General features: G+C 60.8%; 21 protein-coding genes. 6 read left to right on the top strand and 15 right to left on the bottom strand.

Annotated features, from left to right (window positions below; translation table 11 throughout):
- Positions 1-17 precede the first annotated feature (17 nt).
- From JKG68_RS11225 to JKG68_RS11205, 5 genes are all read right to left on the bottom strand, one after another.
- A complete protein-coding gene (locus tag JKG68_RS11225) occupies positions 18-302 on the bottom strand; it encodes a PGPGW domain-containing protein (RefSeq protein WP_202059317.1) in 285 nt (94 codons plus the stop codon).
- Between the two features lie 12 nt (positions 303-314).
- Complete coding sequence (denD, locus tag JKG68_RS11220) at positions 315-1295, bottom strand: D-erythronate dehydrogenase (RefSeq protein ID WP_202059315.1); 981 nt, start codon at positions 1293-1295, stop codon at positions 315-317.
- A 219-nt stretch (positions 1296-1514) separates the two neighbouring features.
- Positions 1515-2525 carry a TRAP transporter substrate-binding protein gene (locus JKG68_RS11215; protein ID WP_202059313.1) on the bottom strand — a complete coding sequence of 337 codons (1011 nt, stop codon included), beginning with the start codon at positions 2523-2525 and terminating at the stop codon, positions 1515-1517.
- Positions 2526-2563: 38 nt separating this feature from the next.
- Positions 2564-3847 carry a TRAP transporter large permease subunit gene (locus JKG68_RS11210; protein ID WP_202059311.1) on the bottom strand — a complete coding sequence of 428 codons (1284 nt, stop codon included), beginning with the start codon at positions 3845-3847 and terminating at the stop codon, positions 2564-2566.
- Positions 3844-4386 (bottom strand): TRAP transporter small permease, encoded by a 543-nt coding sequence (locus JKG68_RS11205; protein WP_376773136.1) that lies wholly within the window; start codon positions 4384-4386, stop codon positions 3844-3846. The genes JKG68_RS11210 and JKG68_RS11205 overlap by 4 nt, the downstream gene beginning before the upstream one ends.
- A gap of 343 nt (positions 4387-4729) precedes the next feature.
- Between JKG68_RS11205 and JKG68_RS11200 the strand changes: the two genes are divergently transcribed.
- The 4 genes from JKG68_RS11200 to JKG68_RS11185 all read left to right on the top strand — a co-directional run bounded on the left by JKG68_RS11200 (position 4730) and on the right by JKG68_RS11185 (position 8541).
- Positions 4730-5929 carry a mandelate racemase/muconate lactonizing enzyme family protein gene (locus tag JKG68_RS11200; RefSeq protein WP_202059309.1) on the top strand — a complete coding sequence of 400 codons (1200 nt, stop codon included), beginning with the start codon at positions 4730-4732 and terminating at the stop codon, positions 5927-5929.
- A gap of 67 nt (positions 5930-5996) precedes the next feature.
- Entirely contained in the window at positions 5997-7373 is a 1377-nt protein-coding gene (locus JKG68_RS11195) for an FAD-binding oxidoreductase (protein ID WP_202059307.1), read from the top strand.
- Positions 7370-8140, top strand: a complete 771-nt coding sequence (locus JKG68_RS11190) for an SDR family NAD(P)-dependent oxidoreductase (protein WP_202059305.1) — start codon at positions 7370-7372, stop codon at positions 8138-8140. The genes JKG68_RS11195 and JKG68_RS11190 overlap by 4 nt, the downstream gene beginning before the upstream one ends.
- 170 nt (positions 8141-8310) lie before the next feature.
- Positions 8311-8541: a hypothetical protein gene (locus JKG68_RS11185; RefSeq protein ID WP_202059303.1), complete on the top strand. Its 231-nt coding sequence runs from the start codon at positions 8311-8313 to the stop codon at positions 8539-8541.
- A gap of 8 nt (positions 8542-8549) precedes the next feature.
- Here JKG68_RS11185 and JKG68_RS11180 read toward each other — a convergent pair whose 3' ends face one another.
- The 8 genes from JKG68_RS11180 to JKG68_RS11145 all read right to left on the bottom strand — a co-directional run bounded on the left by JKG68_RS11180 (position 8550) and on the right by JKG68_RS11145 (position 21827).
- The gene (locus tag JKG68_RS11180; RefSeq protein WP_202059509.1) at positions 8550-10652 is read right to left on the bottom strand and encodes a response regulator; all 2103 of its coding nucleotides are present in this window, start codon (positions 10650-10652) and stop codon (positions 8550-8552) included.
- Positions 10652-16501 carry a hybrid sensor histidine kinase/response regulator gene (locus JKG68_RS11175; RefSeq protein ID WP_202059301.1) on the bottom strand — a complete coding sequence of 1950 codons (5850 nt, stop codon included), beginning with the start codon at positions 16499-16501 and terminating at the stop codon, positions 10652-10654. Before JKG68_RS11175 ends, JKG68_RS11180 begins: the two co-directional genes overlap by 1 nt.
- A 447-nt stretch (positions 16502-16948) precedes the next feature.
- Positions 16949-17296 (bottom strand): cupin domain-containing protein, encoded by a 348-nt coding sequence (locus tag JKG68_RS11170; protein WP_202059299.1) that lies wholly within the window; start codon positions 17294-17296, stop codon positions 16949-16951.
- 18 nt (positions 17297-17314) lie between these two features.
- Positions 17315-18070 (bottom strand): 2-dehydro-3-deoxy-D-gluconate 5-dehydrogenase KduD, encoded by a 756-nt coding sequence (gene kduD / locus JKG68_RS11165; protein WP_202059297.1) that lies wholly within the window; start codon positions 18068-18070, stop codon positions 17315-17317.
- A gap of 10 nt (positions 18071-18080) precedes the next feature.
- Positions 18081-18917, bottom strand: a complete 837-nt coding sequence (kduI, locus tag JKG68_RS11160; RefSeq protein ID WP_202059295.1) for a 5-dehydro-4-deoxy-D-glucuronate isomerase — start codon at positions 18915-18917, stop codon at positions 18081-18083.
- Positions 18918-18951: 34 nt separating this feature from the next.
- Complete coding sequence (locus JKG68_RS11155; RefSeq protein WP_202059293.1) at positions 18952-20232, bottom strand: TRAP transporter large permease; 1281 nt, start codon at positions 20230-20232, stop codon at positions 18952-18954.
- 4 nt (positions 20233-20236) lie between these two features.
- Positions 20237-20776, bottom strand: coding sequence for a TRAP transporter small permease (locus JKG68_RS11150; protein ID WP_202059291.1), 540 nt, complete (start codon positions 20774-20776; stop codon positions 20237-20239).
- Between the two features lie 70 nt (positions 20777-20846).
- Positions 20847-21827, bottom strand: a complete 981-nt coding sequence (locus tag JKG68_RS11145) for a TRAP transporter substrate-binding protein (protein ID WP_202059289.1) — start codon at positions 21825-21827, stop codon at positions 20847-20849.
- A 193-nt stretch (positions 21828-22020) separates the two neighbouring features.
- Here JKG68_RS11145 and JKG68_RS11140 point away from each other — a divergent pair, with 193 nt between their 5' ends.
- A complete protein-coding gene (locus JKG68_RS11140) occupies positions 22021-22701 on the top strand; it encodes a GntR family transcriptional regulator (protein WP_312890778.1) in 681 nt (226 codons plus the stop codon).
- 127 nt (positions 22702-22828) lie between these two features.
- Positions 22829-23077 (top strand): PilZ domain-containing protein, encoded by a 249-nt coding sequence (locus tag JKG68_RS11135; RefSeq protein ID WP_202059285.1) that lies wholly within the window; start codon positions 22829-22831, stop codon positions 23075-23077.
- A gap of 114 nt (positions 23078-23191) precedes the next feature.
- On the opposite strand, the gene JKG68_RS11130 is transcribed toward JKG68_RS11135, so the two are convergent.
- Both JKG68_RS11130 and JKG68_RS11125 read right to left on the bottom strand, forming a co-directional pair.
- Positions 23192-23611, bottom strand: a complete 420-nt coding sequence (locus JKG68_RS11130) for a hypothetical protein (protein WP_202059283.1) — start codon at positions 23609-23611, stop codon at positions 23192-23194.
- Between the two features lie 268 nt (positions 23612-23879).
- Entirely contained in the window at positions 23880-25355 is a 1476-nt protein-coding gene (locus tag JKG68_RS11125; protein ID WP_202059282.1) for a methyl-accepting chemotaxis protein, read from the bottom strand.
- Between the last annotated feature and the right edge of the window lie 41 nt (positions 25356-25396).

The raw sequence follows: 25396 nt of genomic DNA, 5'->3' as shown, positions 1-25396 counted from the left end.
GACCTGAGGGTGCAGGCCTATTTTCGTCTCACGCCCACGCTTCTCTTGAAGGAATGGTTCGGGTGGCGCCAGCGATTGTACCGGCGCCCCCACCAGATGGCTGCCCTGCGCCTGAGCCTGCGGGCAAGCGGCAGATCCACGGAAAGCACCATCAGCCCCAGAGGGATCATCCAGAACCCGAGGATGGGCAGGAACCCGACGAACCCGGCGAGGATCAGAATGACGCCGAGCGCGATCCGAAGCGGCCGTGATTGCGGCAGACGGATCTGCTTTCCTGCGAATCCAATGCGTTTCCGGCTCATCGGCGGCACGCCCTAATGTGCGAGGGCGCCGCCAAGCTCATCTTCGATATAGATGTTGATGATCTCGTCGAAGCTTTGTTCGGCTCTAAAGCCAAGGCTTTCGGCTCGGCGAGCATCGAAGCGGCGCGGCCAGCCCTCAACGATGCGCATGATGTACGGGTCGAGCTCGTGGTGAATCCTCGCCACATAGCGCTCTCCGGCCACGCGCCGAAGAGCCTCGATCTGTTCCGCAACTGTCACCGAAACGCTCGGCATCGTCATATTGCGCCGAGGACCGATTTCGGCCGTATCGAGCGTCGCCGCATGCATCAGGAAGTTCACGGCCGAGCGAGGCGACGCGTGGGAATGGCGCACGTCCACGGGCACGGGCAGAACCACCTCCTGCCCGTTCAAAGGCTCGCGGATGATGCTTGAGAAGAAGCCGGATGCTGCCTTGTTGGGCTTTCCCGGCCGCACGCAGATGGTGGGAAGACGAATGCCGATTCCGTCGAAGAAACCACGCCGCGAGTAGTCCGCCAGCAGCAGCTCCCCCATGGCCTTCTGAGCGCCGTAGCTCGTGAGCGGAGTCAGGAAGAACTCGTCGCCGATCGCATCCGGGAAGGGTGCTCCGAAGACCGCAATGGAGGACGTGAAGACGACACGCGGCTGGTACCCGTCTCCGACAAGGCGAATGGCGTCGAAGAGGAACCGGGTGCCGTCAAGATTGATCCGATACCCCTTGTCCAAATCCGCTTCGGCCTCGCCGGAGACGATTGCGGCGAGGTGAAAGATGACGTCGGGGCGGCCGGCGACGAGCTTTTCCGCCTCCCCGGGGATGGAGAAGTCGGACGTCAATGTCTCGACCGAAAACGGGGTGTCAGGACGCTGAGGCTCGACGACATCGTGCAGGACCAGACGCGCGATGGCCCGCCCGCCCAAATGGCCGTCTGCGACGAGGCGCTCGGTGAGCTTGCGGCCAACCATGCCCGCAGCTCCAAGGATCAGGATCTGCATCGTTCAAGCCCTCCGCTTCGATCATCGTATGACAGCCACGATCCCCGCATGGCCATCCCACCTGAACTGGCGAGGAGAAAGCGATGGCGGTTATCTGGCAAATGCTGCCCAGCTCTCAACAGACGCATTCTGAAAGAGGCTCGGCTCTTGAAACCCTTCAAACGGATAGCTGCGCCGCTCAGTTTCCTGAGCGGCGCAGCTGGTCTCAGGCGCGACGGATTACTTTCCGCGAACCTTGTCGATTTCAGCCTGCATCATCTTCACGGTTTCCGGGCCGATCGTCGCCGCATGCTTATCCCACACGGACCGCGCCTGCTCGCGCATGCGCTGGGCCTCCTGGGCATTCAGCTCGTTGACGACGGTTCCCTCTCCCTTGATCTTGTCGAGCGAGGCCTGCGACAGCTCGCGGATCACCTTGCGCTGTTCATCGCGAGAGACCACGGCGCAATCCCGAAGAGCAGCCTGCTCGTCCTTCGACAGCCCGTCCCAAAGCTTCTTGGAGTAAAGCACCAGGAAGGGCGTATAGGCGTGGCGCGTGACCGACAGGTATTTCTGCACCTCGTAGAACTTGGAGGTGTCGATGGTCACGAAGGGATTCTCCTGGCCGTCAATGGCCTTTGTCTCAAGCGCCGTGAACACCTCGCCGAACGCCATCGGAACGGCATTGGCGCCCATGTTCTTGAACGTGTCCAGGAAGACGTTGTTCTGCATGACGCGAACCTTGAGGCCCTTGAAGTCCTCCCACTTCTCGACCGGGCGGCGCGAGTTGGTCAGGTTGCGGAAACCGTTTTCCCAATAGGCCAGGTTGACGAGCCCGACCGTCTCCAGCTTGTCACTGATATGCTTGCCGAAGCTGCCGTCCAGGATCGCGTCGGCTTCCTTCTCATTGGCGAAAAGGAACGGCAGATCGAACACCCCGAGATCGGGCAGGATGCCGATGAGGGGCGAGCTCGACGTGACGACCATCTCCTGCGTGCCCGAGCGCAGGGCCTGGGTCGCCTGAAGGTCTCCACCCAGAGCGTTGCCCCAGAAGCCCTGCACCTTCATCTTGCCACCGGATTTGTCGGCAAGGCAGGCCCTGAACTTGTCGACGCCCTTGCCGTTCGGGTGATCCTCGTTCACGCCGTTGGACAGGCGGATATTGCGCTCGGTGAACTGAGCGGAAGCAGGGACAGCTGCGAAAAAGGTTGCCGCAACGCCTGCCGCAAGTGCGAATTTCAATGTTTTCATAGGTGTTTCCTCTCTTTGAGTTTTATTCTTCATCCGGTTCATCGGCCTCGTAGCCAGGCAAGAGGGACCATTACCAGGTCGGGGAAGACGATGAGCAGGACGAGCACGAAAATCTGAGCCATCAGGAACGGATTGACCCCGCGGATCACCGCCCCCATGGGGACGCGGGCAACGCCGCTGACCACATTGAGCACGATTCCCACAGGAGGTGTAATCAGGCCGATGGCATTGTTGATGATGAACAGGACGCCGAAATAGACCGGATCGATCCCGGCCTGCTTGACGATCGGCATGAGAACCGGCGTCAGGATCAGAACCGTGGGCGAAAAGTCCAGAGCGGTGCCGACGATGACGACCAGGAACATCATCGCAAACATCAGAGCCGTCTTGTTGCCCATCAGAGGCTGAATGAGACCGCTGATCTCTCCCGGAATATTCGCCTGAGTGATGAGCCAGGCGGAAACAAGCGCTGCCGCGACAAGGAACATCACCACCGCCGTCGTCTTGGCGGCCGTGAGAAAAACCCCATACAGCATCGACGGCTTCAGCTCACGGTAGACGAACATGCCGATGACAAGGGCATAGACGGCGGCCAGCACGGCGGCTTCCGTGGGTGTCACAATGCCCCATTTGATGCCGCCGAGGATCAGAACAGGCATCATAAGCGCAAAGAAGCCATCGATGAAGGCCTTGCCGCGCTCGCGCATGCTGGCCCGTGGAGCCCGCTCCAGCTTGTCTCTTCTGACAACGATGGCCCATGCGACCACGAGCGAAAGGCCCATCATCAAACCGGGTACGACACCGGCCAGAAAGAGCTGGGAGATCGACACGTTGGCTGCAACACCGAAGATGATGAAGCCGATGGAAGGCGGAATGACCGGGGCAATGATGCCGCCCGCCGCGATGAGGCCTGCGGAGCGAGGGATATCATATCCGGCATTCCGCATCATCGGGATGAGAATAGCCGCAAGCGCAGCAGTGTCGGCAGCGGCCGAACCCGACAAGGCAGCGAGGATCAGCGCAGCGACGATGGCCACATAGCCCAAGCCGCCGTGGATATGCCCAAGGCATGCGAGGGCGAAGTTGACGATGCGCTTCGAAAGCCCCCCGACATTCATCAGCTCCCCTGCCAGAAGGAAGAAGGGAACGGCCAGAAGCTGGAAGTTGTCCGCGCCGATGATCATGTTCTGAGCAACGATCTGGCTGTCGAAATTGCCAAGCCAGAGCATGAGGGCCAGTGCGCAGACGATGAGCGCAAAAGCGATCGGCATGCCGAGCGCCATGGATCCTAGAAGCGAGGTGAGGAAAACAACAATGGTCACTCGAGACGTTCCCTCAGAGCATGAGCCGCATCATCACTGTAGTCGCCGGCAAAAGCCCTGAGCTCCTGCTCGCTCATCCGCCCGCTGACGACGCGAAGGATCCGGAGGGCTGCCAGGAGGCCCAAGCCCAGGCTCGCAAAGAAGCCGACCCCGTAGATCCAGAGCATCGAGATTTCGGTGATGGGCGCATAGTTCGTGGCATTGATCTCGGCCTGTTGCCAGGTGCCCCAAAAGAACACGGCGCAGCAAGCGATGATGAACAGATCCGACAGGACCATGCAGAGCTTGCGCCCTTTGTCGCCGAGCCGCGAGACCAGAGTTTCGACCCCCAAATGGGCATGCTCACGCCCGACCACGACAGCTCCGATGAACGTCAGCCAGACGAAAAAGTAGCGGGATAACTCTTCTGAGACATCGATCCCGGTGTCGAAAAGATAGCGCAGGACGACATTGCCGAAGACCATGACGACCATGGCCGCCAACAACAGCACCAGCAGACCTTCCAGGCCTTTGAAGAAGATAGCGCTTAGCCTGTTCACGGCTCCTCCCACCTCGGGCTCTCCAGAATGATATTGATTCTGTTCCCCCTCCCGGACTCTTCAAGTCCGGCAAAGAGCGAAGATTTTCGCGATCTAAGGCTTAGTTTCACAAAGTGTCAATTCGCCCGTTGGTCAAGCTCGCGGCAGCTCTACCTCAATCGGGCATGAACAGCGACGCGCCTGCTCCCTTTCGCATCATGTAACATCTTACACGGGAGAAAAACGCTCGCGCTCATCATCACGGCGGCTATCATAAACAACCCTGTCTGCTCCGCTGCCCCTGGTGGAAGCTCTGTTGCGTCAAACCAGTTGACCTGAAAGGCGCAACTGCCATGAGGATCCGATGAAGATCACGCAGATCGAAACAATTCGCCTTCAGGAATTCGCCAACATCATCTGGATCCGAATCCATACGGATGACGGGCTTTGCGGCCTTGGCGAAACTTTCATGGGCGCCGCTGCCGTGGAGGCTTACATCCACGAAACGACGGCGGCCAAGCTTATAGGCCGCGACCCTCTCCAGATCGAAGGCATCAACCGCGATCTCCAGAACTATCTGGGCTGGCGCTCTGCCGGGGTGGAGACGCGCGGCAACTCCGCCATCGACATCGCCCTGTGGGACATTTTCGGCAAGGCTCACGGCAAGCCCGTCTGCGACATGCTGGGAGGGCGCTCGCGGGACAAGATCCGGGTCTACAACACCTGTGCCGGCTACCGCTATATTCGGGACAGCCGCGCTCAGAAGGTAGCCAATTGGGGCATCGGCGATGCGGAAGGAGCCTACGAGGATCTCGAAGGCTTCCTTCACCACGCCGATGAGCTGGCTCATTCCCTGCTGGAGCAGGGCATCACGGGGATGAAGATCTGGCCGTTCGATCTCGCCGCCGAGCGCAGCCATGGCTACGATATTTCACCCGATGAGCTGCGCACGGCCCTCGAACCCTTTGCCAAGATCCGCAGGGCCGTAGGCGACAAGATGGATATCATGGTCGAGTTTCACTCCTTGTGGAGCCTGCCCATGGCCAAAAAGCTTGCGGCAGCCCTCACCGAGTTCAACACCTATTGGCACGAGGATCCCTTCCGCCTCGACAATATCGGCGATCTGAAGGAATACGCCCGGCACTCCAAGGCATGGGTTTGCGCCTCGGAGACGCTCTCCTATACCCACGCGTTCCGGGAGTATCTCGAAACAGGCGTGGCAGGCGTGGCCATGCTCGACCTCTCCTGGTGCGGCGGCTTGACGGAGGCACGCAAGATTGCGGCTCTGGCAGAAGCCTGGCATGTGCCGGTAGCCCCCCATGACTGCACCGGCCCTGTGGTGTACGCCGCTTCCTGTCACTTCTCCCTGCATGCGCGCAATGCGCTCATTCAGGAGAGCGTCCGGGCCTTCTACACCGGCTGGTACACCGAGCTTGTCACGGAGCTGCCCGTCGTCACACGAGGAGAGGTCACAGTGAACATGAAGCCTGGCCTAGGCCTCGAATTGCTGCCGGATCTCTGGAAGCGACCGGACGCGATCGTGCGTGTCACTCAAAACGCCTGAATGCAGCTTGGGCGTTTCTCCCGGTCCGCTCAGCAATCACCACCCCATTCGCGAAGACAGAAAAACAATGAGCAATGTGATCGAGGCTCTCGCAGCTGCCTTGGGAACCCAGGTTCGCACCGGGTCCGATATCCCGTCCCGCAACCATGCCGATGCGAGCGGGTTGCAACCGACTCAGCCTCTGGCTTTGATCCTTCCCCAAACGACAGAGGATATCGCGGCGGCCCTGAAGATTTGCCACCAGCACCGCCACCCGGTCGTCACTCAGGGCGGGTTGACGGGGCTTGCGGGCGGTGCGCATCCGGAGACTGGGGAAATCGCTCTTTCTCTGGAGCGCATGAACGGGATCGAGGAGATTGACCAGGCCAGCGCTACGTTGACGGCCCTTGCCGGCACGCCGCTCGCCACCATCCAGCAGGCCGCCGATGAAGCAGGCTTCCTGTGCGGGATCGATCTGGGAGCACGGGGCAGTTGCACCATCGGCGGCAACATCGCGACCAATGCAGGCGGCAATCAGGTGGTGCGTTATGGCATGGCGAGGCGCAACACCTTGGGCCTCGAAGTCGTCCTTGCGGACGGCACCGTGATACGCTCGCTCAACAAGATGCTGAAGAACAATGCCGGATACGATTGGACCCAGTTGTTCATCGGCAGCGAAGGGACGCTTGGCGTCATCACGCGCGTGGTCATCGGCCTGCACCCGAAGCCGCAAGGCATCCAGACGGCTCTCTGCGCGGTCAGCAGCTTCGATGACGCCCTCGTGGTGCTGCGCAAATTCCAGCAGGCTCATCCAGGGCGCCTGCTGGTTTTCGAGGCCATGTGGCGGGAGTTCATGACGGTTGCAACCGGGATCTGCGGCTTGCCGGCCGCTTTCGAAGCCGAGCACGACGTGACCCTGCTGATTGAAGCCGACATGGGAGAGGATCCCGCAGGAACGGAAGCCTTCTCGCTGCTCCTCGGCGAGTTTTATGAGCAAAACCTCATCAAGGATGCGGTGGTTGCCCAATCGCGTGCAGGCAGGAACCGCTTCTGGGCCTATCGGGAAACACCCTATGAATACGGTCGCTTCCTGCCGGAGGAGATCCGGTTCGATGTCAGCGTCCCTCTCAACCGGATGACCGAGGCGGTCGAACACCTGCGTCAGGAGATGCCGAGGCATTGGCCGGATGCTGTCTACGTGGTCTTCGGCCATGTGGCCGACAGCAACATCCACATCAACGTCGCCATTCGCGATATGGATGACGGCATCAAGAAGGGCGTTCAGAAGCTCGTCTATGATCTCGTGTCCGGGCTTGGGGGATCCATCTCAGCCGAGCATGGCATCGGGCGGATCAAGCGCCCGTACCTCCCCTTGAGCAGGACCGAGCCTGAGCGTGAACTGATGGCCAAGATGAAGCAGATGCTCGATCCCGAGGGCATCCTGAATCCGGGGCGAGTGCTATGAGCGTTGGGGGTCTCTTCGATCTAACGGGGCGCGTTGCTCTGGTGACGGGGTCAAGCGCAGGCATCGGCCTTGCTCTGGCTTTAGGCTTGGGTCAGGCGGGGGCGAGGGTTGTGCTCAACGGCCGCCGGCCCGACAAGGTAGCGGACGCCGCACGGACGCTGCGCCACGAAGGCCTCAGCGTATACGAGATGGCCTTCGATGTTACCGACAGCGCTGCCGTCAAGGACGCCGTCGAGACCATCGAGACCTCCGTCGGGCCCATCGACATTCTGGTGAACAATGCCGGAATGCAGCGCCGAGCCCCACTGGAGGAATTTGCGGAGGATACGTGGCATGAGTTGATGACGGTCAATGTCGACAGTGTCTTCTACGTTGGCCAGGCCGTCGCCAGAAAGATGATTCCCCGTGGACGTGGGAAGATCATCAACATCTGCTCGGTTCAAAGCGAACTCGGCCGCCCGTCGATTGCTCCCTACACGGCAAGCAAGGGAGCGGTGAAGATGCTGACGAAGGGCATGGCCATCGATTGGGGCAAGCACGGCCTGCAGGTCAACGGCATCGGGCCGGGCTACTTCAAGACGGAACTCAACCAGGCCCTCGTCGATGATCGGGCTTTTTCGGATTGGCTGATCGCCCGTACGCCCTCTCGCCGTTGGGGTGAACTCAAGGATCTCGTCGGAGCCGGCGTCTTCCTCGCCTCGGACGCTTCGAACTTCGTCAACGGGCAGATCATCTATGTTGATGGTGGAGTGACAGCTTCTCTCTGACCCAGTTGCTGCCGCAGCGCATGAAACTGCCCGGCCCGAAGCAGATGCCCTGCGAAACCCATCGTTAAAGGTTCGCCCGGTAGATAGGCCCTGGTGGGTTGCCTTCTTTTTCGAAGATGTTTAGCAACGGCACCTGTGATTTGCCGGCCCAGCTACTTGGGAGGTGCCTCATGCCCCACGGAGCATACTGCGTTGCATTCAAACACAACCGCTGGACCGTTTCGCAATTCGGCCGAGATCTTGGGTCCTTCTACTTTCGCGCCAAGGCATTGAAGTTCGCCATCGAGTCGGCGTGCTGGTCCATGGTGTCCAACGACCCAACCGTTTTCATCTTCGATCGCACCGGCGACTTCTACACCGCTTGGCGTGGCGACAGAGACACGCTCAGCATCGACTCTTAAAGGTTGACCTATGCAACAGCAACGGAGCGAGGCGGCGCCACGTCGGCCCGATCAGGCTGCGGCAGTTCCATCAATGACCTGATTTTTTCTGCGAGATCCGCTGCTCGGTACGGCTTGTAGAGAAGATTGAGACCCTCAACCGTATCTTCGCCGTCGAAATAGCCTGTGGTCAAAAGAACCTGGATTTCCGGCCGCTCCTGCTGAACGAGGCGCGCCAGATCGACTCCAGAAAGTTCACCCGGCATTCTGACGTCCGAGAGCACGAGACTCACGTCCTTGCTCAACTTCAGCAATTCCGCGGCTTCATCGCCATTCTCCGCTTCGATCACCTGGAATCCTAGGGAATGCAGGGTGGAGATCGCCACCTGACGAACGGCCGGATTGTCCTCGACGACCAGCACGGTTCGTCCTTCGCCGAAAGGCTGGGCCGAACCGGGCTGAGCCTCCGACGCGCTTGCAGCAGCTTCCTGAGATCTTGGCAGGAAAATCCGGATCGTCGTGCCGGCGTTCGGAGTGCTGTCGACTTCTACATGGCCATGGCACTGCTGAACGAAACCGTAAACCATGCTCAAGCCCAGGCCTGTTCCCTTCCCGCTTTCCTTGGTGGTGAAGAAGGGCTCGAACACTTTCTCCAGAACCTCCGGCGGCATCCCGGTTCCGGTGTCGCTGACGGAAATCACCACAAACTCACCGCTGGGATGGGACCTTCCCTCCTCCGTGACCCGGTTCTCGACAGAGATCGTAAGATCGCCGCCCTCCGGCATGGCGTCCCGCGCATTCACGGCAAGATTCAGGAGAGCGGCCTCGAACTGGGCTCGGTCGACTTGAATCGGCCAGATGCCTTGCTGGGATTGCAGCTTTGCGTTGATGCGCTCGCCCAGCGTTCGCCGCATAAGTTCCAGAAGGCTCGGCATTAGAACACTTACGTCGATGGTCGAGACCTGGAGCGCCTGGCGTCGTGAGAAGGTCAGCAGGCGGTATGTCAGGTCGGCGCAGTGTTGCGCGCTTTCCAGGGCCATGCGCACACGCCGCTCGGCCTTCTCGTTGCCCTGAATGGTTTTCTTCAGGAGATCAAGATTGCCGATGACGACGCTCAGCATGTTGTTGAAGTCGTGCGCTATGCCTCCGGTGAGACGCCCGACGGCTTCGAGCTTGCTGGCGTGAAGCAGGTTCTGCTCCATCTGCTTGCGCTCGGTGATATCGAACCACATGCCGAAGAACTCCCTCGGCCGTCCCTCGTCATCGCGCATCAGCACGGTTTGGTCGAGGAAGTGCCTCTCCACGCCGTCCGCGCAGCGCCAGCGGTATTCGAGATTGACCGCGCCATCCTCTTCCAGACGCTGCAATTCCGTGAGAACCCGCTCCTGATCCTCAGGATTGATCCGCGAAGACCAGAAGTCGGAGCGCTCGAGAAAAGCCTCGGGACGAAAGCCGGTAATGCGCTCGATGCTCTCGTTCGTGAAGTGAAGCTGCCGGTGATTCTCCTCGACGGAGGCCGTATAAAGCGCGATCGGCAGCGATTGCAGAACAATCGCCTGATGCTCCTCGCGACGGCGCAAAGCCTGCTCCGTTCTCAGCTTCTCGCTGCGAACATGCAGGTTCTCCATCAGGAGGCGGCGCTCCTGCTCACCTTGTCGGCGGATCTCTTCCGTCTTGCGGTAAAGGTCGACGAAGATGTCGACCTTCGACTTGAGGATCAGTGGCTCGATGGGCTTGAACACATAATCGACCGCACCTGCCGAATACCCTTTGAAGACGTGCATGTCGTCTTTGTTGAAGGCCGTAAGGAACAGGATCGGCACGCGCGAGGAGCGCGGCCGGTTCCGGATCAGGCCGGCAACCTCGTATCCGTCGAGCCGCGGCATCTGCACGTCAAGCAGAATGACCGCGAAATCCTCCTGGAGAACCTGCCTCAAGGCCGCCTCTCCGGAGTCGGCCTTTACGATTTCGATCCCGGGGGAGCGCAGCACCTCTTCGACGGCAATAAGATTCCGGGGATCGTCATCGACCACCAGAATCTTTGCCAAGATCGGGTCAGCCGGCAGCCGGGCCGAAACCAGATGGAATGCATCTGAGTCCGAGCTCGCCTCCACCGGTCTAACGTCGTGCATCATGAGTTCAGTCCGGTTTCTGCCACGCCATTGGAAACAGCATTCCTGTCCGGGGTATAAGTGCTCCGACTGAGCTGAACGCGCAAGACCGCGAGAAGTTGATCGATGTCCACAGGTTTCGACACATAGTCCGTGGCGCCTGCTTCAATGCATTTCTCGCGATCACCCTTCATGGCCTTCGCCGTAACGGCGACGAGCGGAAGGTTGTGATAACGCGGGATGCGTCGAATTTCACGCATGGTCTCGTAACCGTCCATCTCCGGCATCATGATGTCGACCAGCGCCACGTCGATCTCAGGAGTGGCCTGAAGCTTCTCGATCCCTTCGAGACCGTTTTCCGCGAAGACAACCGACATCCCATACTGTTCGAGTGCGCTCGTCAGCGAGAAGATGTTGCGCATGTCGTCGTCGATGACCAGAACCTTTCGACCCTCGAGCGAGTCGTCGGCCCGGCGCTCTACGATGATATGCTTGTCTTCAGGAATGGCGCTGATCGTCTTGTGCAGGAACAAGGCCGTATCGTTCAGCAGCCGCTCGGACGAGCCCTCCCCTTTGACGATGAGGGTCGCGGCAATACCTTGCAGCCGCCGCTCCTCCGCCTTTGTCAGATCCTGCCCCGTATAAATGACGATCGGCAGCTCCTCGCCACTCTTTGTGTTGCGGATGCGCTCGATCAGCTCGACACCGGGAAGATCAGGCAAGCCGAGATCGACGATAGCGCAATCGAACTGCCGCACCTGAATCGTCTCCAACGCCGCTTCGGCCGTGCCCACGGCAGTAACGTCCACCTGCTCGTTCTTCATGAGCTCGGACAAGCTCATGCGCTGGTTGTCGTCGTCCTCGACGAGGAGCAGCTTCTTCACAGGCCTGTCGATGAACTCCTTCGTGCGGTTCAGCGCCCCCATCAGAGCCTCCCGGTCCACAGGCTTCTCGAGGAACCCGAAGGCGCCCGCTTTGAGGCCGCGCTTCTTCTGATCGTCAACCGAGATCACATGGATCGGAACATGCCGGGTCCTGGGGTCATGCTTCAGGAGATCGAGCAATGCCCAGCCGTCCATGTCGGGAAGGCCGATGTCGAGGGTGATCGCATGCGGCTTGTACCGGTGGGCCAATGCCAGAGCGGACGCTCCGTCCATGGCGATGAGCCCCTTGAAGCCTTCCTCGCGTGCGAGTTCCAGCAACACCGAGGCGAACATGGCGTCGTCTTCGATGATGAGGACAACCCGATCCCCTGTCGTGATCGCATGGCGATCGTCCAGCGAGGCTGAGAGCGCCATCGCAGCCGATGGCTGCCGGATCATCGTGCCTGAGCTGTCATCGGAAGGAGCATAGTTCGTCGCACCATCGCCATTGGCCTTGCTAAAGGACCCTGCACCTGCATTTCCGTGACTTGCAGGCGGCTCTATCGGCAGGAAGAGCGTGAAGGTCGAGCCGCTTCCCGGGGTGCTGGAGACCACGATCTCACCGCCGAGGAGGCGCGCGATTTCACGGCTGATCGACAGCCCGAGACCCGTTCCGCCGTACTTGCGGCTTGTGGTTCCGTCGGCCTGCTGGAAGGCTTCGAAGATGATGCGCTGCTTCTCCTCCGGAATGCCGATCCCGGTGTCGGTGACGGACACCGCGATCCATTGGCTGCCGGCGCGCAGAGGCGATCCCTCGGCCGTGCCGATCTGAAGGGTGACGCCGCCTCGCTCCGTGAACTTGAAGGCATTCGACAAGAGATTGCGCAACACCTGCTGCAGGCGTTTCGAATCCGTCCTGATCGTCGGCGGAAGCTTCTGGTCCACGTCGATATGGAAGTCGAGCTTTCTCTCCTCCGCAACCTGGCGGAAGGTGCGCTCCATATTCTCGACGAGATCCCGGAACCCGACGCTTGAGACTTCCATGCTCACGGTGCCGGACTCGATCTTGGATAGATCCAGGATGTCGTTGATGAGCGATAGCAGGTCGGACCCTGCCGCATGGATCGTCTTGGCGAACTCCCTCTGCTTGTCGGTCAGGTTGCCGTCCGAGTTCTCTGTCAGAAGCTTCGAGAGAATAAGGAGCGAGTTCAGAGGCGTCCGGAGTTCGTGGCTCATGTTGGCCAGGAACTGCGACTTGTAGCGCGACGTCAGCGAGAGCTGCTCGGCCTTCTCCTCCAGCGCGGTTTTCGCAACCGAGACCTCCTGGTTCTTGGTCTCGACCTCGCGCTTCTGGATTTCGAGCAGACGGGCCTTGTCTTCCAGCTCCTCGTTCGTCTTCTGGAGCGCTTCCTGCTGCTGACGCAGGAGCTCCTCCGATTGGCGCAGGGTCGCGGCCTGCTGTTCCAGCCGATCGTTCGTCGTTCTCAACTCCTCCTGCTGGCTCTGCAGCTCGGTGGTGAGGAGCTGCGACTGCTTCAGCAGGCCTTCCGTGCGCATGTTCGCGGCAATCGTGTTGAGAACAATACCGATCGACTCGGTGAGCTGCTCAAGGAAGGATTGATGGGTCTCCGAGAAGCGGCTGAACGAGGCAAGCTCGATCACGGCCTTCACCTCCTGTTCGAACAGCACCGGAAGAACGATGATGTTGAGCGGCGGCGCTTCACCAAGAGCAGAGCTGATCGTGATGTAGTCGCCCGGCACGTTGGTGAGAAGAATGCGCTTCTTCTCGTAGGCGACCTGGCCAACCAGACCCTCGCGAAGGCGGAAGCGGTTGTTTAGGTGCTTTCTTTCCGTGAATGCATAGGAAGCTACCATCTCGAGCATCGGTTCGTTGCCGTCGCTCTCGACCGTGTAGAACACGCCCTGCTGCGCGTTCACGAGCGGGGCGATCTCCGACAGGATCATGTTCGACACGGTGGTGAGGTCGCGCTCGCCCTGCAGCATTCGGGTGAACTTGGCGAGATTGGTCTTGAGCCAATCCTGCTCCGCGTTCTTGAGCGTCGTATCGCGCAAGTTGCGGATCATCTCGTTGACGTTGTCCTTGAGCGAGGCCAGCTCGCCCGAGGCTTCCACCGAAATCGACCGGGTCAGATCGCCCTTGGTCACGGCGGTGGCCACATCCGCGATGGCGCGCACCTGGGTGGTCAGGTTCGCCGCGAGCTGGTTCACGTTGTCCGTGAGGTCACGCCACAGGCCCGCTGCGCCAGGCACCCTTGCCTGACCGCCGAGCTTGCCCTCGACGCCCACTTCGCGGGCGACGTTCGTCACCTGGTCGGCGAAGGTCGCGAGCGTATCGATCATCTCGTTGATAGTCTCGGCGAGAGCCGCAATCTCGCCCTTGGCATCCACGGTGAGCTTGCGCTTGAGGTCGCCCTCGGCAACCGCGGTCACGACGCTGGCGATGCCTCGCACCTGACCGGTGAGGTTGTTCGCCATCATGTTCACATTGTCTGTGAGGTCCTTCCAGGTGCCGGCGACGCCGCGCACCTGCGCCTGACCGCCGAGCTTGCCCTCGATACCCACCTCGCGCGCCACACGGGTCACCTCGGAGGCGAAGGAATTGAGCTGATCCACCATGGTATTGATGGTCGATTTCAGCTCCAGGATCTCACCACGCACATCCACGGTGATCTTTTTGGACAGGTCGCCATTGGCGACCGCTGTCGTGACTTCCGCGATGTTACGCACCTGACCGGTGAGGTTCGCGGCCATCATGTTCACGTTGTCGGTGAGGTCCTTCCACACACCACCGACACCGCGCACCTGCGCCTGGCCGCCGAGCTTGCCTTCGGTACCCACCTCGCGCGCCACGCGGGTCACCTCGCCAGCAAACGAATTGAGCTGGTCCACCATGGTGTTGATCGTGGACTTCAGCTCCAGGATCTCGCCTTCGACAGCCACGGTGATTTTCTTGGACAGGTCGCCGTTCGCAACCGCAGTCGTGACTTCCGCGATGTTGCGCACCTGGCCGGTGAGGTTCGCGGCCATCATGTTCACGTTGTCGGTGAGGTCTTTCCACACGCCGCCGACACCGCGCACTTGTGCTTGGCCTCCAAGCTTGCCTTCGGTACCCACCTCACGCGCCACGCGGGTCACCTCGCCCGCGAATGAATTGAGCTGATCCACCATGGTGTTGATGGTGGATTTCAGCTCCAGGATCTCACCACGCACATCCACGGTGATCTTTTTGGACAGGTCGCCATTGGCGACCGCTGTCGTGACCTCGGCGATGTTACGCACCTGACCGGTGAGGTTTGCCGCCATCAGGTTCACGTTATCCGTGAGATCCTTCCAGGTGCCCGCGACACCTTCGACTCGGGCTTGTCCGCCGAGCTTGCCTTCGGAGCCCACCTCCTTGGCCACGCGGGTCACTTCGCCCGCAAAGGAGTTGAGCTGATCCACCATGGTGTTGATCGTGGACTTCAGCTCAAGGATTTCTCCTCTCACCTCCACGGTAATCTTCTTCGACAGGTCGCCGTTTGCGACCGCGGTCGTGACCTCGGCGATGTTACGCACCTGACCGGTCAGGTTGGCGGCCATGAGGTTCACATTGTCTGTGAGGTCTTTCCAGGTGCCCGCAACGCCGCGCACCTGCGCCTGGCCTCCAAGCTTGCCTTCGGAGCCCACCTCCTTGGCGACGCGTGTCACCTCCGAGGCAAAGGAGTTGAGCTGGTCCACCATGGTGTTGATGGTGTTCTTGAGCTCCAGGATCTCGCCGCGAACCTCCACGGTGATCTTCTTCGACAGGTCGCCGTTCGCGACGGCCGTGGTGACATCGGCAATGTTACGAACCTGCGCGGTGAGGTTCGAGCCCATCATGTTCACGTTTTCGGTAAGGTCCCGCCAGACGCCGCCGACGCCCTCCACCTGCGCTTGACCGCCGAGTTTGCCTTCGGAGCCCACCTCCTTGGCCACACGGGTCACCTCGGACGCAAAGGAATTGAGCTGGTCCACCATGGTGTTAATCGTGGATTTGAGAGCAAGGATCTCGCCCTTCACATCCACGGTGATCTTCTTCGACAGATCGCCCCGGGCAACGGCGGTGGTCACTTCCGCGATGTTACGCACCTGGCCGGTGAGGTTCGCGGCCATCATGTTCACATTGTCGGTGAGGTCTTTCCACACGCCGCCCACGCCGCGCACTTGAGCCTGTCCGCCGAGCTTGCCTTCGGAGCCCACCTCTTTCGCGACGCGGGTCACTTCGGACGCGAAGGAGTTGAGCTGGTCCACCATGGTGTTGATGGTGTCCTTCAGCTCAAGAATTTCACCTTTCACGTCGACGGTGATCTTCTTCGACAGGTCGCCGTTTGCGACCGCTGTCGTGACCTCCGCAATGTTACGCACCTGACCGGTGAGGTTCGCGGCCATCAGGTTCACGTTCTCAGTGAGATCCTTCCAGGTGCCGGCGACGCCCTTGACCTTCGCCTGGCCTCCCAGCTTGCCTTCGGAGCCCACCTCGCGAGCCACGCGGGTCACCTCGGAGGCGAAGCTGCCAAGCTGGCCGACCATGGTGTTCACAACCTTGCCGATGCGCAGGAACTCGCCGCGCAAGGGGCGTCCGTCGCTTTCGAGGCCGATGGTCTGGCTCAGATCGCCCTTGGCCACGGCGCCGATCACGCGCGCCACTTCGACGGTGGGCTGAACGATGTCGCCGATCATGGCGTTTACGGAGTCGACGCACTCGCTCCAGCAACCGGTTGCTCCCGCAAGGCGTCCGCGCTCCTCGATCCGGCCCTCTTTACCGACGACCTTCGCCACCCTGTCGAGTTCCCGGGCGAGGCCCTGGTTCAGATCCGCGATGTCGTTGAATGCCTCTGCGATTTCACCGTCGATTCCTGTCATGTCGGACGGCAGGCGGGCGGAAAAATCGCCACGGCGGAAGGCACGCAGGGTCTTGAGAAGCAACTTGGGATCAAGCTGCATGGTGGCAGAATCGACTTGTGACATACGGAAGCCCCCCGTTACGCTGTTCCAGGCCTACTCTCACCCGGATCCCCAATGCGCCGATATTCCAAAGCTACTTTGTTCGTCTGGATGGAATTCGACCCTGTGTAACGCGCATCTCTCCAGGAGGTTCCACATGGAAGCGCGAAATTTTTCGGCCCCTAATAAGAAAGGGAGCACAGGGTTAACAGGGCAAAAACGCCTGCCTTGCCGGCGCAACTGGCGTTCCTGCTGCCGCCGCTTATCCATATGGAATGTGATCACTAAAAGGCTGCCTATATGGCAGCAATCCCGGTCAGCCCGAGGCCCGGCACACCGATGGTCTTGGACCGGCGCGTCTGCATGAAATGGAAAACAGTCGGCCTCGTCGACCACTGGGGCTGACGAGGCCGTAAAGATAAGGATCGGGTTTTCGCAGCACCGACCTATGTTCGAGCCGCGGAAAGCTTCTCAGATTTGAGCGACGAAGTCCTCGCGCATGGGCGTGAACACATCGAGGAGCACACCGGCTTCGATGGCGACAGCGCCATGAACCGCCCCTGACGGCACAAGAAAGCTGTCGCCCTGCTTCAGGCGCTCAGTGCGTCCGGCAACGGTGACGTCGAAGACGCCCTGCTCGACGAGGCTGCACTGGATGTGTGGATGCGAGTGAGGGGTGCCGATGGCGCCGGCCTCGAAGATCACACGCACCATCATCACCTCCGGATTGTAGGTCAGCACTTTTCTCCGGACGCCCTCGCCGGCGGGCTCCCACTCGATGTCGCGGTCGAATGCAAAGGGTTGGCCGTTACGGTTCATTGTTCCTCCAGAATACTCTTATCGCGCCAGCCAGCCGCCATCGACGGGCAGAACGACGCCATGGATGTAGTTCGCAGCCGAAGACGCCAGGAACACGGCAGCGCCACCGAGATCGCCCGGGTCGCCCCAGCGACCTGCCGGGATCCGGCCCAGGATTTCGGTGCTTCGCTTCGGGTCGTCGCGAAGCGCTTCGGTGTTGTTGGTAACGAAATAGCCCGGCGCGATGGCATTCACGTTGATGCCTTTTGCCGCCCATTCGCAGGCAAGCAGCCGCGTGAGGCCTGCAAGGCCGCTCTTGCTTGCCGTGTAGGACGGGATTCGAATTCCGCCCTGGAAAGACAGAAGCGAGGCGATGTTGATGACCTTGCCGCCTCCCCCATCCGCCAGCATGGTCCGGGCCACCGCCTGGGTCAGAAAGAACGTGGACTTGAGATTGACGTTCATGACGTCATCCCAGTCCTTCTCACTGAACTCGATGGCGTCGGCCCGTCGGATGATGCCGGCATTGTTGACCAGGATGTCGATCCGGCCACTCATCTCCATGCTCTCACCGATGATGCGCTCGATGGGCTCGAGGGTCGCAAGGTCCGCCTGCACACCATGGAACCTGGCGCCGGCCTCGCGGCATAGGCCCTCGGTCTCCTCCATGCTGGAGCGCCCCACCCCGACGATGGATGCGCCCGCCTGGGCCAGCGCAACCGAAATCCCTTGCCCGAGGCCTGTATTGGCCCCGGTCACAACGGCAGTCTTGCCTTTCAGATCGAAGGAAATCATCGCCCGTCCCTCAGCGCAAGGCGTCCATGGGCACCATGTCCATATCGGTGAAGTCTTGGTTGTCGCCACCCATGGCCCAGACAAAGGCGTAGTTGCTGGTGCCGACGCCCGAATGGATCGACCAGCCGGGAGACAGGATCGCCTGCTCGTTGGCAACGACGAGATGCTTGGTCTCCTGGGCCTCGCCCATCAGATGAAACACGCGCGCATCCGGCTGCAGGTCGAAATAGACATAGACCTCCGAGCGGCGATCGTGGAGGTGAGCCGGCATGGTGTTCCACATGCTGCCCGGCTTCAGCTGCGTCATGCCGAGCACGAGCTGGGCGGAGCGGCACACCTCCGGGTGAATCATCTGGAAGATGGTCCGGACATTGCCGTTGGAGGCGTCTCCCAGGTCGACCCGGCGCGCGCGGTCGAGGCCGATCTTCACGGTCTCGAAACGCGCATGAGCCGGAGTGCTGACGAGGTAGAACTTGGCCGGGGTGCTTCCGTCGGCGCTCTCGAAACGAACCTCCTTGGTGCCCATGGCCACATAGAGAGCGTCGCGCGGCCCGAGTTCATGGACCTGCCCGTCCGTTGTGACACGACCTGCTCCGCCGAGGTTCATGACGCCGAGCTCTCGCCGATCGAGGAAGTTGGGCGACCCTATCTGCTTGTGCGACTCCAAGATGAGCGCGCCGGAAACCGGGGTCGCTCCCCCGACCACCAGCCGGTCGATATGGCTGTAGGTCAGCTTGATCTCATCGGGAACGAAAAGCTTCTCGATCAGGAAATGACGGCGCAGTTCCTCCGAGCTGAAATGGCGAACGGCTTCGGGGTGGCATACCTGCCGGATTTCGATGGTCATCGGTATCTCTTTCGATGGAAGGAACGGGAACAGCTCAGCGGAACAGCGCCGGGAGCCAGAGCGAAAGGCCAGGGATGTAGGTGACGAGGAGCAGGACGAGAACGCTCGCTCCCAGGAAGGGCCAGATGGTCTTCATGGCCTCGCCGATGGCGATCTTGCCCACTGCGCAGCCGACGAAGAGAACAGAACCCACAGGCGGCGTGTTGAGGCCGATGCCGGCGTTGAGAATCAGGATGACGCCGAAATGCACCGGGTCGATGCCGAAGGCCTTGATGACGGGCAGGAAGATCGGCGTGCAGATGATGATCATCGGCGCCATGTCCATGAAAGTGCCGAGCACGATCAGGATGACGTTGATGAGCAGCAGGACGACGATGGGGTTGTCCGAAACGGCTTGCATCAGCGCGATCGTCGCCTGCGGTACCTGGAGGAAGGCCATAAGCCAGCCGAAGGCACTGGCCGTGCCGATGACGAGAAGGACCATGGCGGTCGTGCGCACCGCGCCGAGGGTCGCCTCGACGAAGTTCTCCCAGTTCATCTCACGGTAAACGAAGAGCGTCACGAGCAGGGCATAGACCACCGCGATGCAAGAGCTCTCCGTTGCGGTGAACACGCCGGAGCGCACGCCGCCGAAGATGATGAAGATCAGCAGGATGCCAGGCACGGCCGAGGCGAAGAAATAGGCCAGCATCCGCAGACCCGGGAACGGATCGGCCGGATAACCCCGGCGAACGGCGACCACATAGGCCGTGATCATCAGCGCAACCGCGAGCAGGAAGCCGGGGATGACGCCGGCGGTGAAGAGATCCGCCACCGAGATCGTGCCGCCCGCCGCGATCGAATAGATGATCATGTTGTGGGACGGCGGGATCAGGAGCGCGATGATCGCGGCGTTCACGGTGACGTTGACGCTGTAATCCTTGGCGTAGCCGCGCTTCTCCATCTGCGGAATCATGATGCCGCCGATGGCCGATGCGTCCGCGATCGCGGATCCGGAAATGCCGCCGAAGAGGGTGGAGGCCACGACGTTCACCTGCCCGAGGCCGCCGCGCAGATGGCCGACGAGGCCGGCCGCAAGACGGATCAGGCGATCGGCAATGCCACCCCGCATCATGAGGTCGCCCGCATAGATGAAGAACGGGATCGCCATCATGGCGAAGGCGTTCATGCCGGAGTTGATCTGCTGGAACACCACCACAGGCGGCAGTCCCATGTACAGAATGGTCGCGAGCGAAGCGATGCCCAGGCAGAACGCAACCGGGGTGCCGATGAGAAGCAGCAGCGTGAAGACGCCGAAAAGAACCCACATCTCCATGGCATCAATCCTTCACAGCAACGAGATGAGGCTCGTCCACCCGCACGAGCGGCACTTCTTCCCCGAGGGACAGGAGGCGAACGAACTTCTCCAACGAGAAAAGGGCAATCAGGAAACCGCCGACCGCGAGCGGCACGTAGTCCATACCTTGCGGGATCGGCAATCCGGGCATCGCCGCTGACCAGGTCTCCGCTGCAAGCTCTGCGCCGTACCAGGTCATGGCTGCACCAAATAGGAAAACCAGCACCTCGGTGGCGCCAAGCATGAGGCGGCGCAAACCATGGGGCGCGTAGTGAAGGCCGATCTCGAAGCCGAGATGATTGCCGTCCCGGACTCCCACGGCGGAGCCGAGAAGGATGAACCAGCTCATGAGCAGCAGCGAGGCAGGCTCAGTCCAGCTGGGGGACTGGTTCAGCACGTATCGGCCGAACACCTGCCAGCCGACAAAGGCAGTCATCAGAACGAGGCCGATCCCGGAAATCCATAGCGCCGCCCGGTTCACGACGGCTAGAATTCGGGATAGCGCGGCAAGACCAGCGCGCATCGATCATAATCTCCAGCGGTGAAAAAAGGGCCGGCCGAAGCCGGCCCAGGTTGGTTCGGGAGGACCGAACTCAGTTCGTCGCCTGGATGCGTGAAACGAGATCCTTCACCTTCGCATCCTTGGCGTATTTCTCGTAGACGGGCTTCATCGCATCGATGAAGGGCTGCTTGTCGACGTTGTTGATCTGGCTGCCGCTGGCCCGGATCTTCTTCTCGGCTTCCTTCTCGCGGGCTTCCCAGAGTTCGCGCATCTTGACGACCGACTCCTTGGCCGTCTCGCGCACAGCCTTCTGGTCTTCCGGCGAGAGCTTGTCGAAGCTCCTTTTCGACATCACCAGCACTTCCGGCGACATGGAATGCTCGGTCAGGGAGTAGTACTTCGCCACTTCGAAGTGACGGAAGGAGTCGTAGCTCGGCCAATTGTTCTCGGCACCGTCCACGACACCGGTCTGCAGGGCGGAGTAGACCTCGCCCGGAGGCATCGGGGTCGCATTGGCGCCCAGCGCGTTCACCATGTCGAGGAAGAGGTCGGACTGGATCACGCGGACCTTCATGCCCTTGAGATCGGCAGGCGAGTTGATGGCGCGCTTGGAGTTGTAGAAGGACCGCGCACCCGAGTCGTAGAAGGCGAGCGCCACCAGGCCGTGGGGTTCGAAGGCCTTCAGGATCTGCTCGCCCACAGGTCCGTCCATGGTCTTGCGCATGTGGTCGACCGACCGGAAGATGAAGGGAAGTCCGGGGATGAGGGTTTCAGGGATCAGGTTGTTGAACGGACCCATGTTGATCCGGTTCAGGTCGATCACGCCGAAACGGGTCTGCTCGATCGTGTCCTTTTCCTGCCCGAGCTGGGCCGAGTGGAACACCTGCACCTTGTAGCGGCCGTTCGTCTTCTTCTCGAGCAGGGTGCCGAAATGCTTCACCGCCTCAACGGTCGGATATCCATCCGGGTGGATATCCGCGGAGCGGAGGGTCGTCTGGGCACCTGCGGTGCCGCTCATCAGGGCCGTCCACAGGCCAAGGGTGACCGCAGCAAGAGTTCTTCTCGTCAGCATAGTATTCCTCCTAGGGCTTCCTCATGTGCTCTACTGTTACCGATCCGGCTTCCTGCCGAATCGGTATTCGGCTCGGGCGGTCCACCCACCTGAGCCGGGGCCAGATGCAGCTTGGCGCTGCTTAACTGGTCGACGCTTGTATGGTAGTATGCACTAATATATAACGCAACTCGCCAAAAGAATGAGATCCGCCGTGAACACGCCCTTTCCAGTTTCCCATGGCTCCGCAGCCCAGCGCATCGAAAGCGAGTTGCGCCGGCTGATCGTTGCCTTGGAGCTTCCCCCTGGCGTCCGGCTGTCGGAAAGCGATATCGCCGAACGGCACGGCGTTTCCCGTCAGCCGGTGCGTGAGGCCCTGATCGGCCTTGCCCGCACGCGCTTGGTGGAGATCCAGCCCCAACGCGGCACGGTCGTGGTGAAGATATCGGTCAGGAAGATGATGGAGGCGCGCTTCGTGCGTGAGGCGATCGAGACCGCCGTCGTGCGCCGGGCGTGCTCATCCTTCGACCGGCAGAGCCGGGAAAGGATCAACGATCTGCTCGAGATGCAGGAACAGGCCGCGCGGCGCGACGATCACGCTGCCTTCCAGCGCTATGACGAACTGTTCCACATTGCGCTGGCTGAGGGCGCCGGTTGCCCGCTGGCATGGGAGGCTGTCCAGGACATCAAGGCCCACATGGACCGCGTCTGCCAGCTCACCCTCCCTGGGCCGGAGGCCATGCTGCCATTGATCGAGCAGCACCGCACCATCATGTCGGCTATCGATGCCAAGGACGAGGACAACGCTGCCGAGGCCATGCGCCGGCATCTCACGGAAATCCTACGAGCCCTGCCCCAGGTCGAAGCCGAGCACCCGGAACTCTTCAGCTCCTGATCGAAGCCACTGAGGAATCCATCGGCCTCTTCATGCTTCGTCGATCATGCATAGGAAAAGCCTCATGCCAGCTTCAGCCCCTATAGGGAGTTTTCCTTAAGGTGAATTCCTGAGCATGAGGCAGAACATGGCGGAGCGTCGGGCGAACGAGCGGTTTTCCACCTCTCTGGAAGGGCAGATCGCATTTCGGAAAGGCCAAGCGCCCATCGACTGTGTCGTGTGGGACCTTTCCGAGACCGGCGTGCGCATCGTGGTCTCGGACACCGCCGAGATCCCGCTGGAGTTTGCGTTGTGCATACCAGGCGAGAGTGCGGTTGCGGGCGTTCGGCTCGTTTGGACGGACGGCACACACTACGGGGCGGTATTCACCGCCTAGAGCACCCGAGGCCCTTTATTTCGATCACATCGCACCTTCGACGCGGCCGGTCATAGGGCATGGCTTTTCAGCCCGCAGGGGCCCGGCCGGCTTGATGCTTCGTAGAGAGCGGGTTTACCGCACAACCTGCCTGGACTGCAGCGACCGGGACGAGGTTGCGCGGGGCGGGCACGGCGCGAAGGTGCTGTCATGCGGATGCGGGTTCCAGGTCCGGCCTGACGAGGGCGATGCCTTGAGCGCCCCCGACCACCGCATACGGAAATGCGTGGCAGCCTTCAGGTCCTTGAACCCGACAAGCCCCCAACTGCCTAGCAGGTGGTAGAAATCCCATGTGCCGCCATGCTGCTTGAGCCATTCCAGAACCTCATGGCTGAGGTTGCTTTTTGTCTCGTTCCAGACATTCCAGTCATTGACCGTCACGACGAAAGGCCAAAGCTTGGAATAAGCTTCGAGGCCATAGCAGGCCGACAAGGCCATTTCCTCATCACGCCACGTGTCTGCGATGATCGCCTTCAGCTCTTCCACATTGGTCATGGCATGCATCTCACGTCATATGCCGGCGCATGAAAGCCGCGCTTGAGCTGGCCTGGCGTCCGGGGACTTGGATCGAGATTGCCGGCAAGCTGCCGGATCCCTGTCATTTGCAGGACGACGATGTACCTCGATTGAGCTACATGACAAAGCTCTTTTGAGCCAAATCCCGGCCCTCACAAGGCATGAATGGCGAGGCAGAAGGTCTCACGCGAACCGTAATGGCGGCCTTTTGGGCTCTGCCTCTGCCGCATCAGCTCCAGGCAACCGATTACCGGGCGAGAACTGCTGCGGCTTCCTTCGTGGTTTCCACGGCTTGAGACACCCTTCCAACCGCAGCCGAGATCGTGCCGATGTTGCTGGAGATGTTGCTGACGGCATGAGCCGCACCTTGCATGTTCGACGACATCTCCTGCGTTACGACACTTTGCTCTTCAACGGCAGCAGCTGCACTGATCACGTGATCCCTCATCGTCTCAACGGAGGTCTGGATCTTGGCAAGCGCCTGGACAACTCCGCTTGAGACGCTTTGAACGGCGTCGATTTCGCTTGTGATCTGCTCGGTCGCCCGAGCAGCCTGCGAGGCCAGGTTCTTCACCTCGCTCGCCACGACCGCAAAGCCTCGACCGGCTTCCCCGGCGCGAGCCGCTTCGATTGTCGCATTGAGAGCCAGCAGGTTGATCTGGCCCGCAATGTTCTGAATGAGGCTGACGATTCCCCCCATCGCAGACGCGGCGGCCGAAAGCTTGTCCGTGAACTCGGTCGCGTTTGTCGCTTCCGTGAACGCTATGTCCGTGGCGGCGCGGGAGTTGGCCATGCTTTGAGCAATCTCGCCGACCGATGCAGCCAGCTCCTCGGCGGCCGCCGCCATCATCTGCACATTGCCGGACGTGCTTGTCGCAGCGTGTGTGGCGTCGCTTGCCTCTTGCCGGGACTGGCTCAGCGCCGCATCGATTTCGCCGAAATTACTCTCGATCATCTGGCGCAGATTGACCAGCAGATTGACCTGCTGGGTCACGTCGGTTGCATACTTCACGACCTTGTAGGGGCGCCCGCTCGGATCCAGAATGGGATTGTAGCTGGCCTCGATCCAGACCTCCCGGTTGCCCTTGCCGATCCGCTTGTACTGTCCCGACTGATACTCCCCAGCCTGGAGCCTGCGCCAGAACTCCAAGTATTGGGGGCTGTTCCGCATGGTGGGCTCGACGAAGATGCTGTGGTGCTTGCCCGCGATCTCCTCGAGAGAATAGCCGAGAGCGGCCAGAAAATTGCCATTTGCATCGAGGATGTTGCCCTCCAGGTCGAAGGCGATCACAGCCTGAGACTTTCCGATGGCCTCAACCTGGCCCCGCAGGTCAGCCTGCTCCTGCATCTGCCTGGTGATGTCGGTGGCAAACTTGACGATCTTGAAGGGCTTGCCGTCCCGGCCGAGGAGAGGGTTGTAGCTCGCCTCGATCCAGATTTCCCGGCCTCCCTTGCCCAGACGTCTGTATCGACCGGCTTGGTACTCGCCGGCCCTCAACCTTCTCCAGAATTCCGCATAATCGCGGCTTTCCCGCAGAGCAGGCTCGGCAAAGAAGCTGTGGTGCTTTCCTCTGATCTCCTCGAGCGTATAGCCCGTGACATCAAAGAAATTGTTGTTTGCGGCAAGTACAATGCCTTCCAGGTCGAATTCGATAACAGCCTGTGAGCGGCCTAGAGCAGCCAGCTTATACCAAGTCCCACTGATCAGAACTGATGCGCCCATTCACGCAAGCCGATGGACATGATGGTCCAGGGCTGATCTGC

This window comes from Microvirga aerilata (assembly GCF_016743775.1).
Lineage (GTDB): Bacteria > Pseudomonadota > Alphaproteobacteria > Rhizobiales > Beijerinckiaceae > Microvirga > Microvirga aerilata.
The sequence above is the reverse complement of the archived record's forward strand: the minus strand, read 5'-3'. Positions and strand labels throughout refer to the sequence as shown.

What these genes read in the sequence shown, in the direction of transcription:
- JKG68_RS11225 (WP_202059317.1), bottom strand. Translation starts at nt 302, where the DNA reads ATGAGCCGGAAACGCATTGGATTCGCAGGAAAGCAGATCCGTCTGCCG.
- denD (WP_202059315.1), bottom strand. Translation starts at nt 1,295, where the DNA reads ATGCAGATCCTGATCCTTGGAGCTGCGGGCATGGTTGGCCGCAAGCTC.
- JKG68_RS11215 (WP_202059313.1), bottom strand. Translation starts at nt 2,525, where the DNA reads ATGAAAACATTGAAATTCGCACTTGCGGCAGGCGTTGCGGCAACCTTT.
- JKG68_RS11200 (WP_202059309.1), top strand. Translation starts at nt 4,730, where the DNA reads ATGAAGATCACGCAGATCGAAACAATTCGCCTTCAGGAATTCGCCAAC.
- JKG68_RS11195 (WP_202059307.1), top strand. Translation starts at nt 5,997, where the DNA reads ATGAGCAATGTGATCGAGGCTCTCGCAGCTGCCTTGGGAACCCAGGTT.
- JKG68_RS11190 (WP_202059305.1), top strand. Translation starts at nt 7,370, where the DNA reads ATGAGCGTTGGGGGTCTCTTCGATCTAACGGGGCGCGTTGCTCTGGTG.
- JKG68_RS11185 (WP_202059303.1), top strand. Translation starts at nt 8,311, where the DNA reads ATGCCCCACGGAGCATACTGCGTTGCATTCAAACACAACCGCTGGACC.
- JKG68_RS11180 (WP_202059509.1), bottom strand. Translation starts at nt 10,652, where the DNA reads ATGCACGACGTTAGACCGGTGGAGGCGAGCTCGGACTCAGATGCATTC.
- JKG68_RS11175 (WP_202059301.1), bottom strand. Translation starts at nt 16,501, where the DNA reads ATGTCACAAGTCGATTCTGCCACCATGCAGCTTGATCCCAAGTTGCTT.
- JKG68_RS11170 (WP_202059299.1), bottom strand. Translation starts at nt 17,296, where the DNA reads ATGAACCGTAACGGCCAACCCTTTGCATTCGACCGCGACATCGAGTGG.
- kduD (WP_202059297.1), bottom strand. Translation starts at nt 18,070, where the DNA reads ATGATTTCCTTCGATCTGAAAGGCAAGACTGCCGTTGTGACCGGGGCC.
- kduI (WP_202059295.1), bottom strand. Translation starts at nt 18,917, where the DNA reads ATGACCATCGAAATCCGGCAGGTATGCCACCCCGAAGCCGTTCGCCAT.
- JKG68_RS11155 (WP_202059293.1), bottom strand. Translation starts at nt 20,232, where the DNA reads ATGGAGATGTGGGTTCTTTTCGGCGTCTTCACGCTGCTGCTTCTCATC.
- JKG68_RS11150 (WP_202059291.1), bottom strand. Translation starts at nt 20,776, where the DNA reads ATGCGCGCTGGTCTTGCCGCGCTATCCCGAATTCTAGCCGTCGTGAAC.
- JKG68_RS11145 (WP_202059289.1), bottom strand. Translation starts at nt 21,827, where the DNA reads ATGCTGACGAGAAGAACTCTTGCTGCGGTCACCCTTGGCCTGTGGACG.
- JKG68_RS11135 (WP_202059285.1), top strand. Translation starts at nt 22,829, where the DNA reads ATGGCGGAGCGTCGGGCGAACGAGCGGTTTTCCACCTCTCTGGAAGGG.
- JKG68_RS11130 (WP_202059283.1), bottom strand. Translation starts at nt 23,611, where the DNA reads ATGACCAATGTGGAAGAGCTGAAGGCGATCATCGCAGACACGTGGCGT.
- JKG68_RS11125 (WP_202059282.1), bottom strand. Translation starts at nt 25,355, where the DNA reads ATGGGCGCATCAGTTCTGATCAGTGGGACTTGGTATAAGCTGGCTGCT.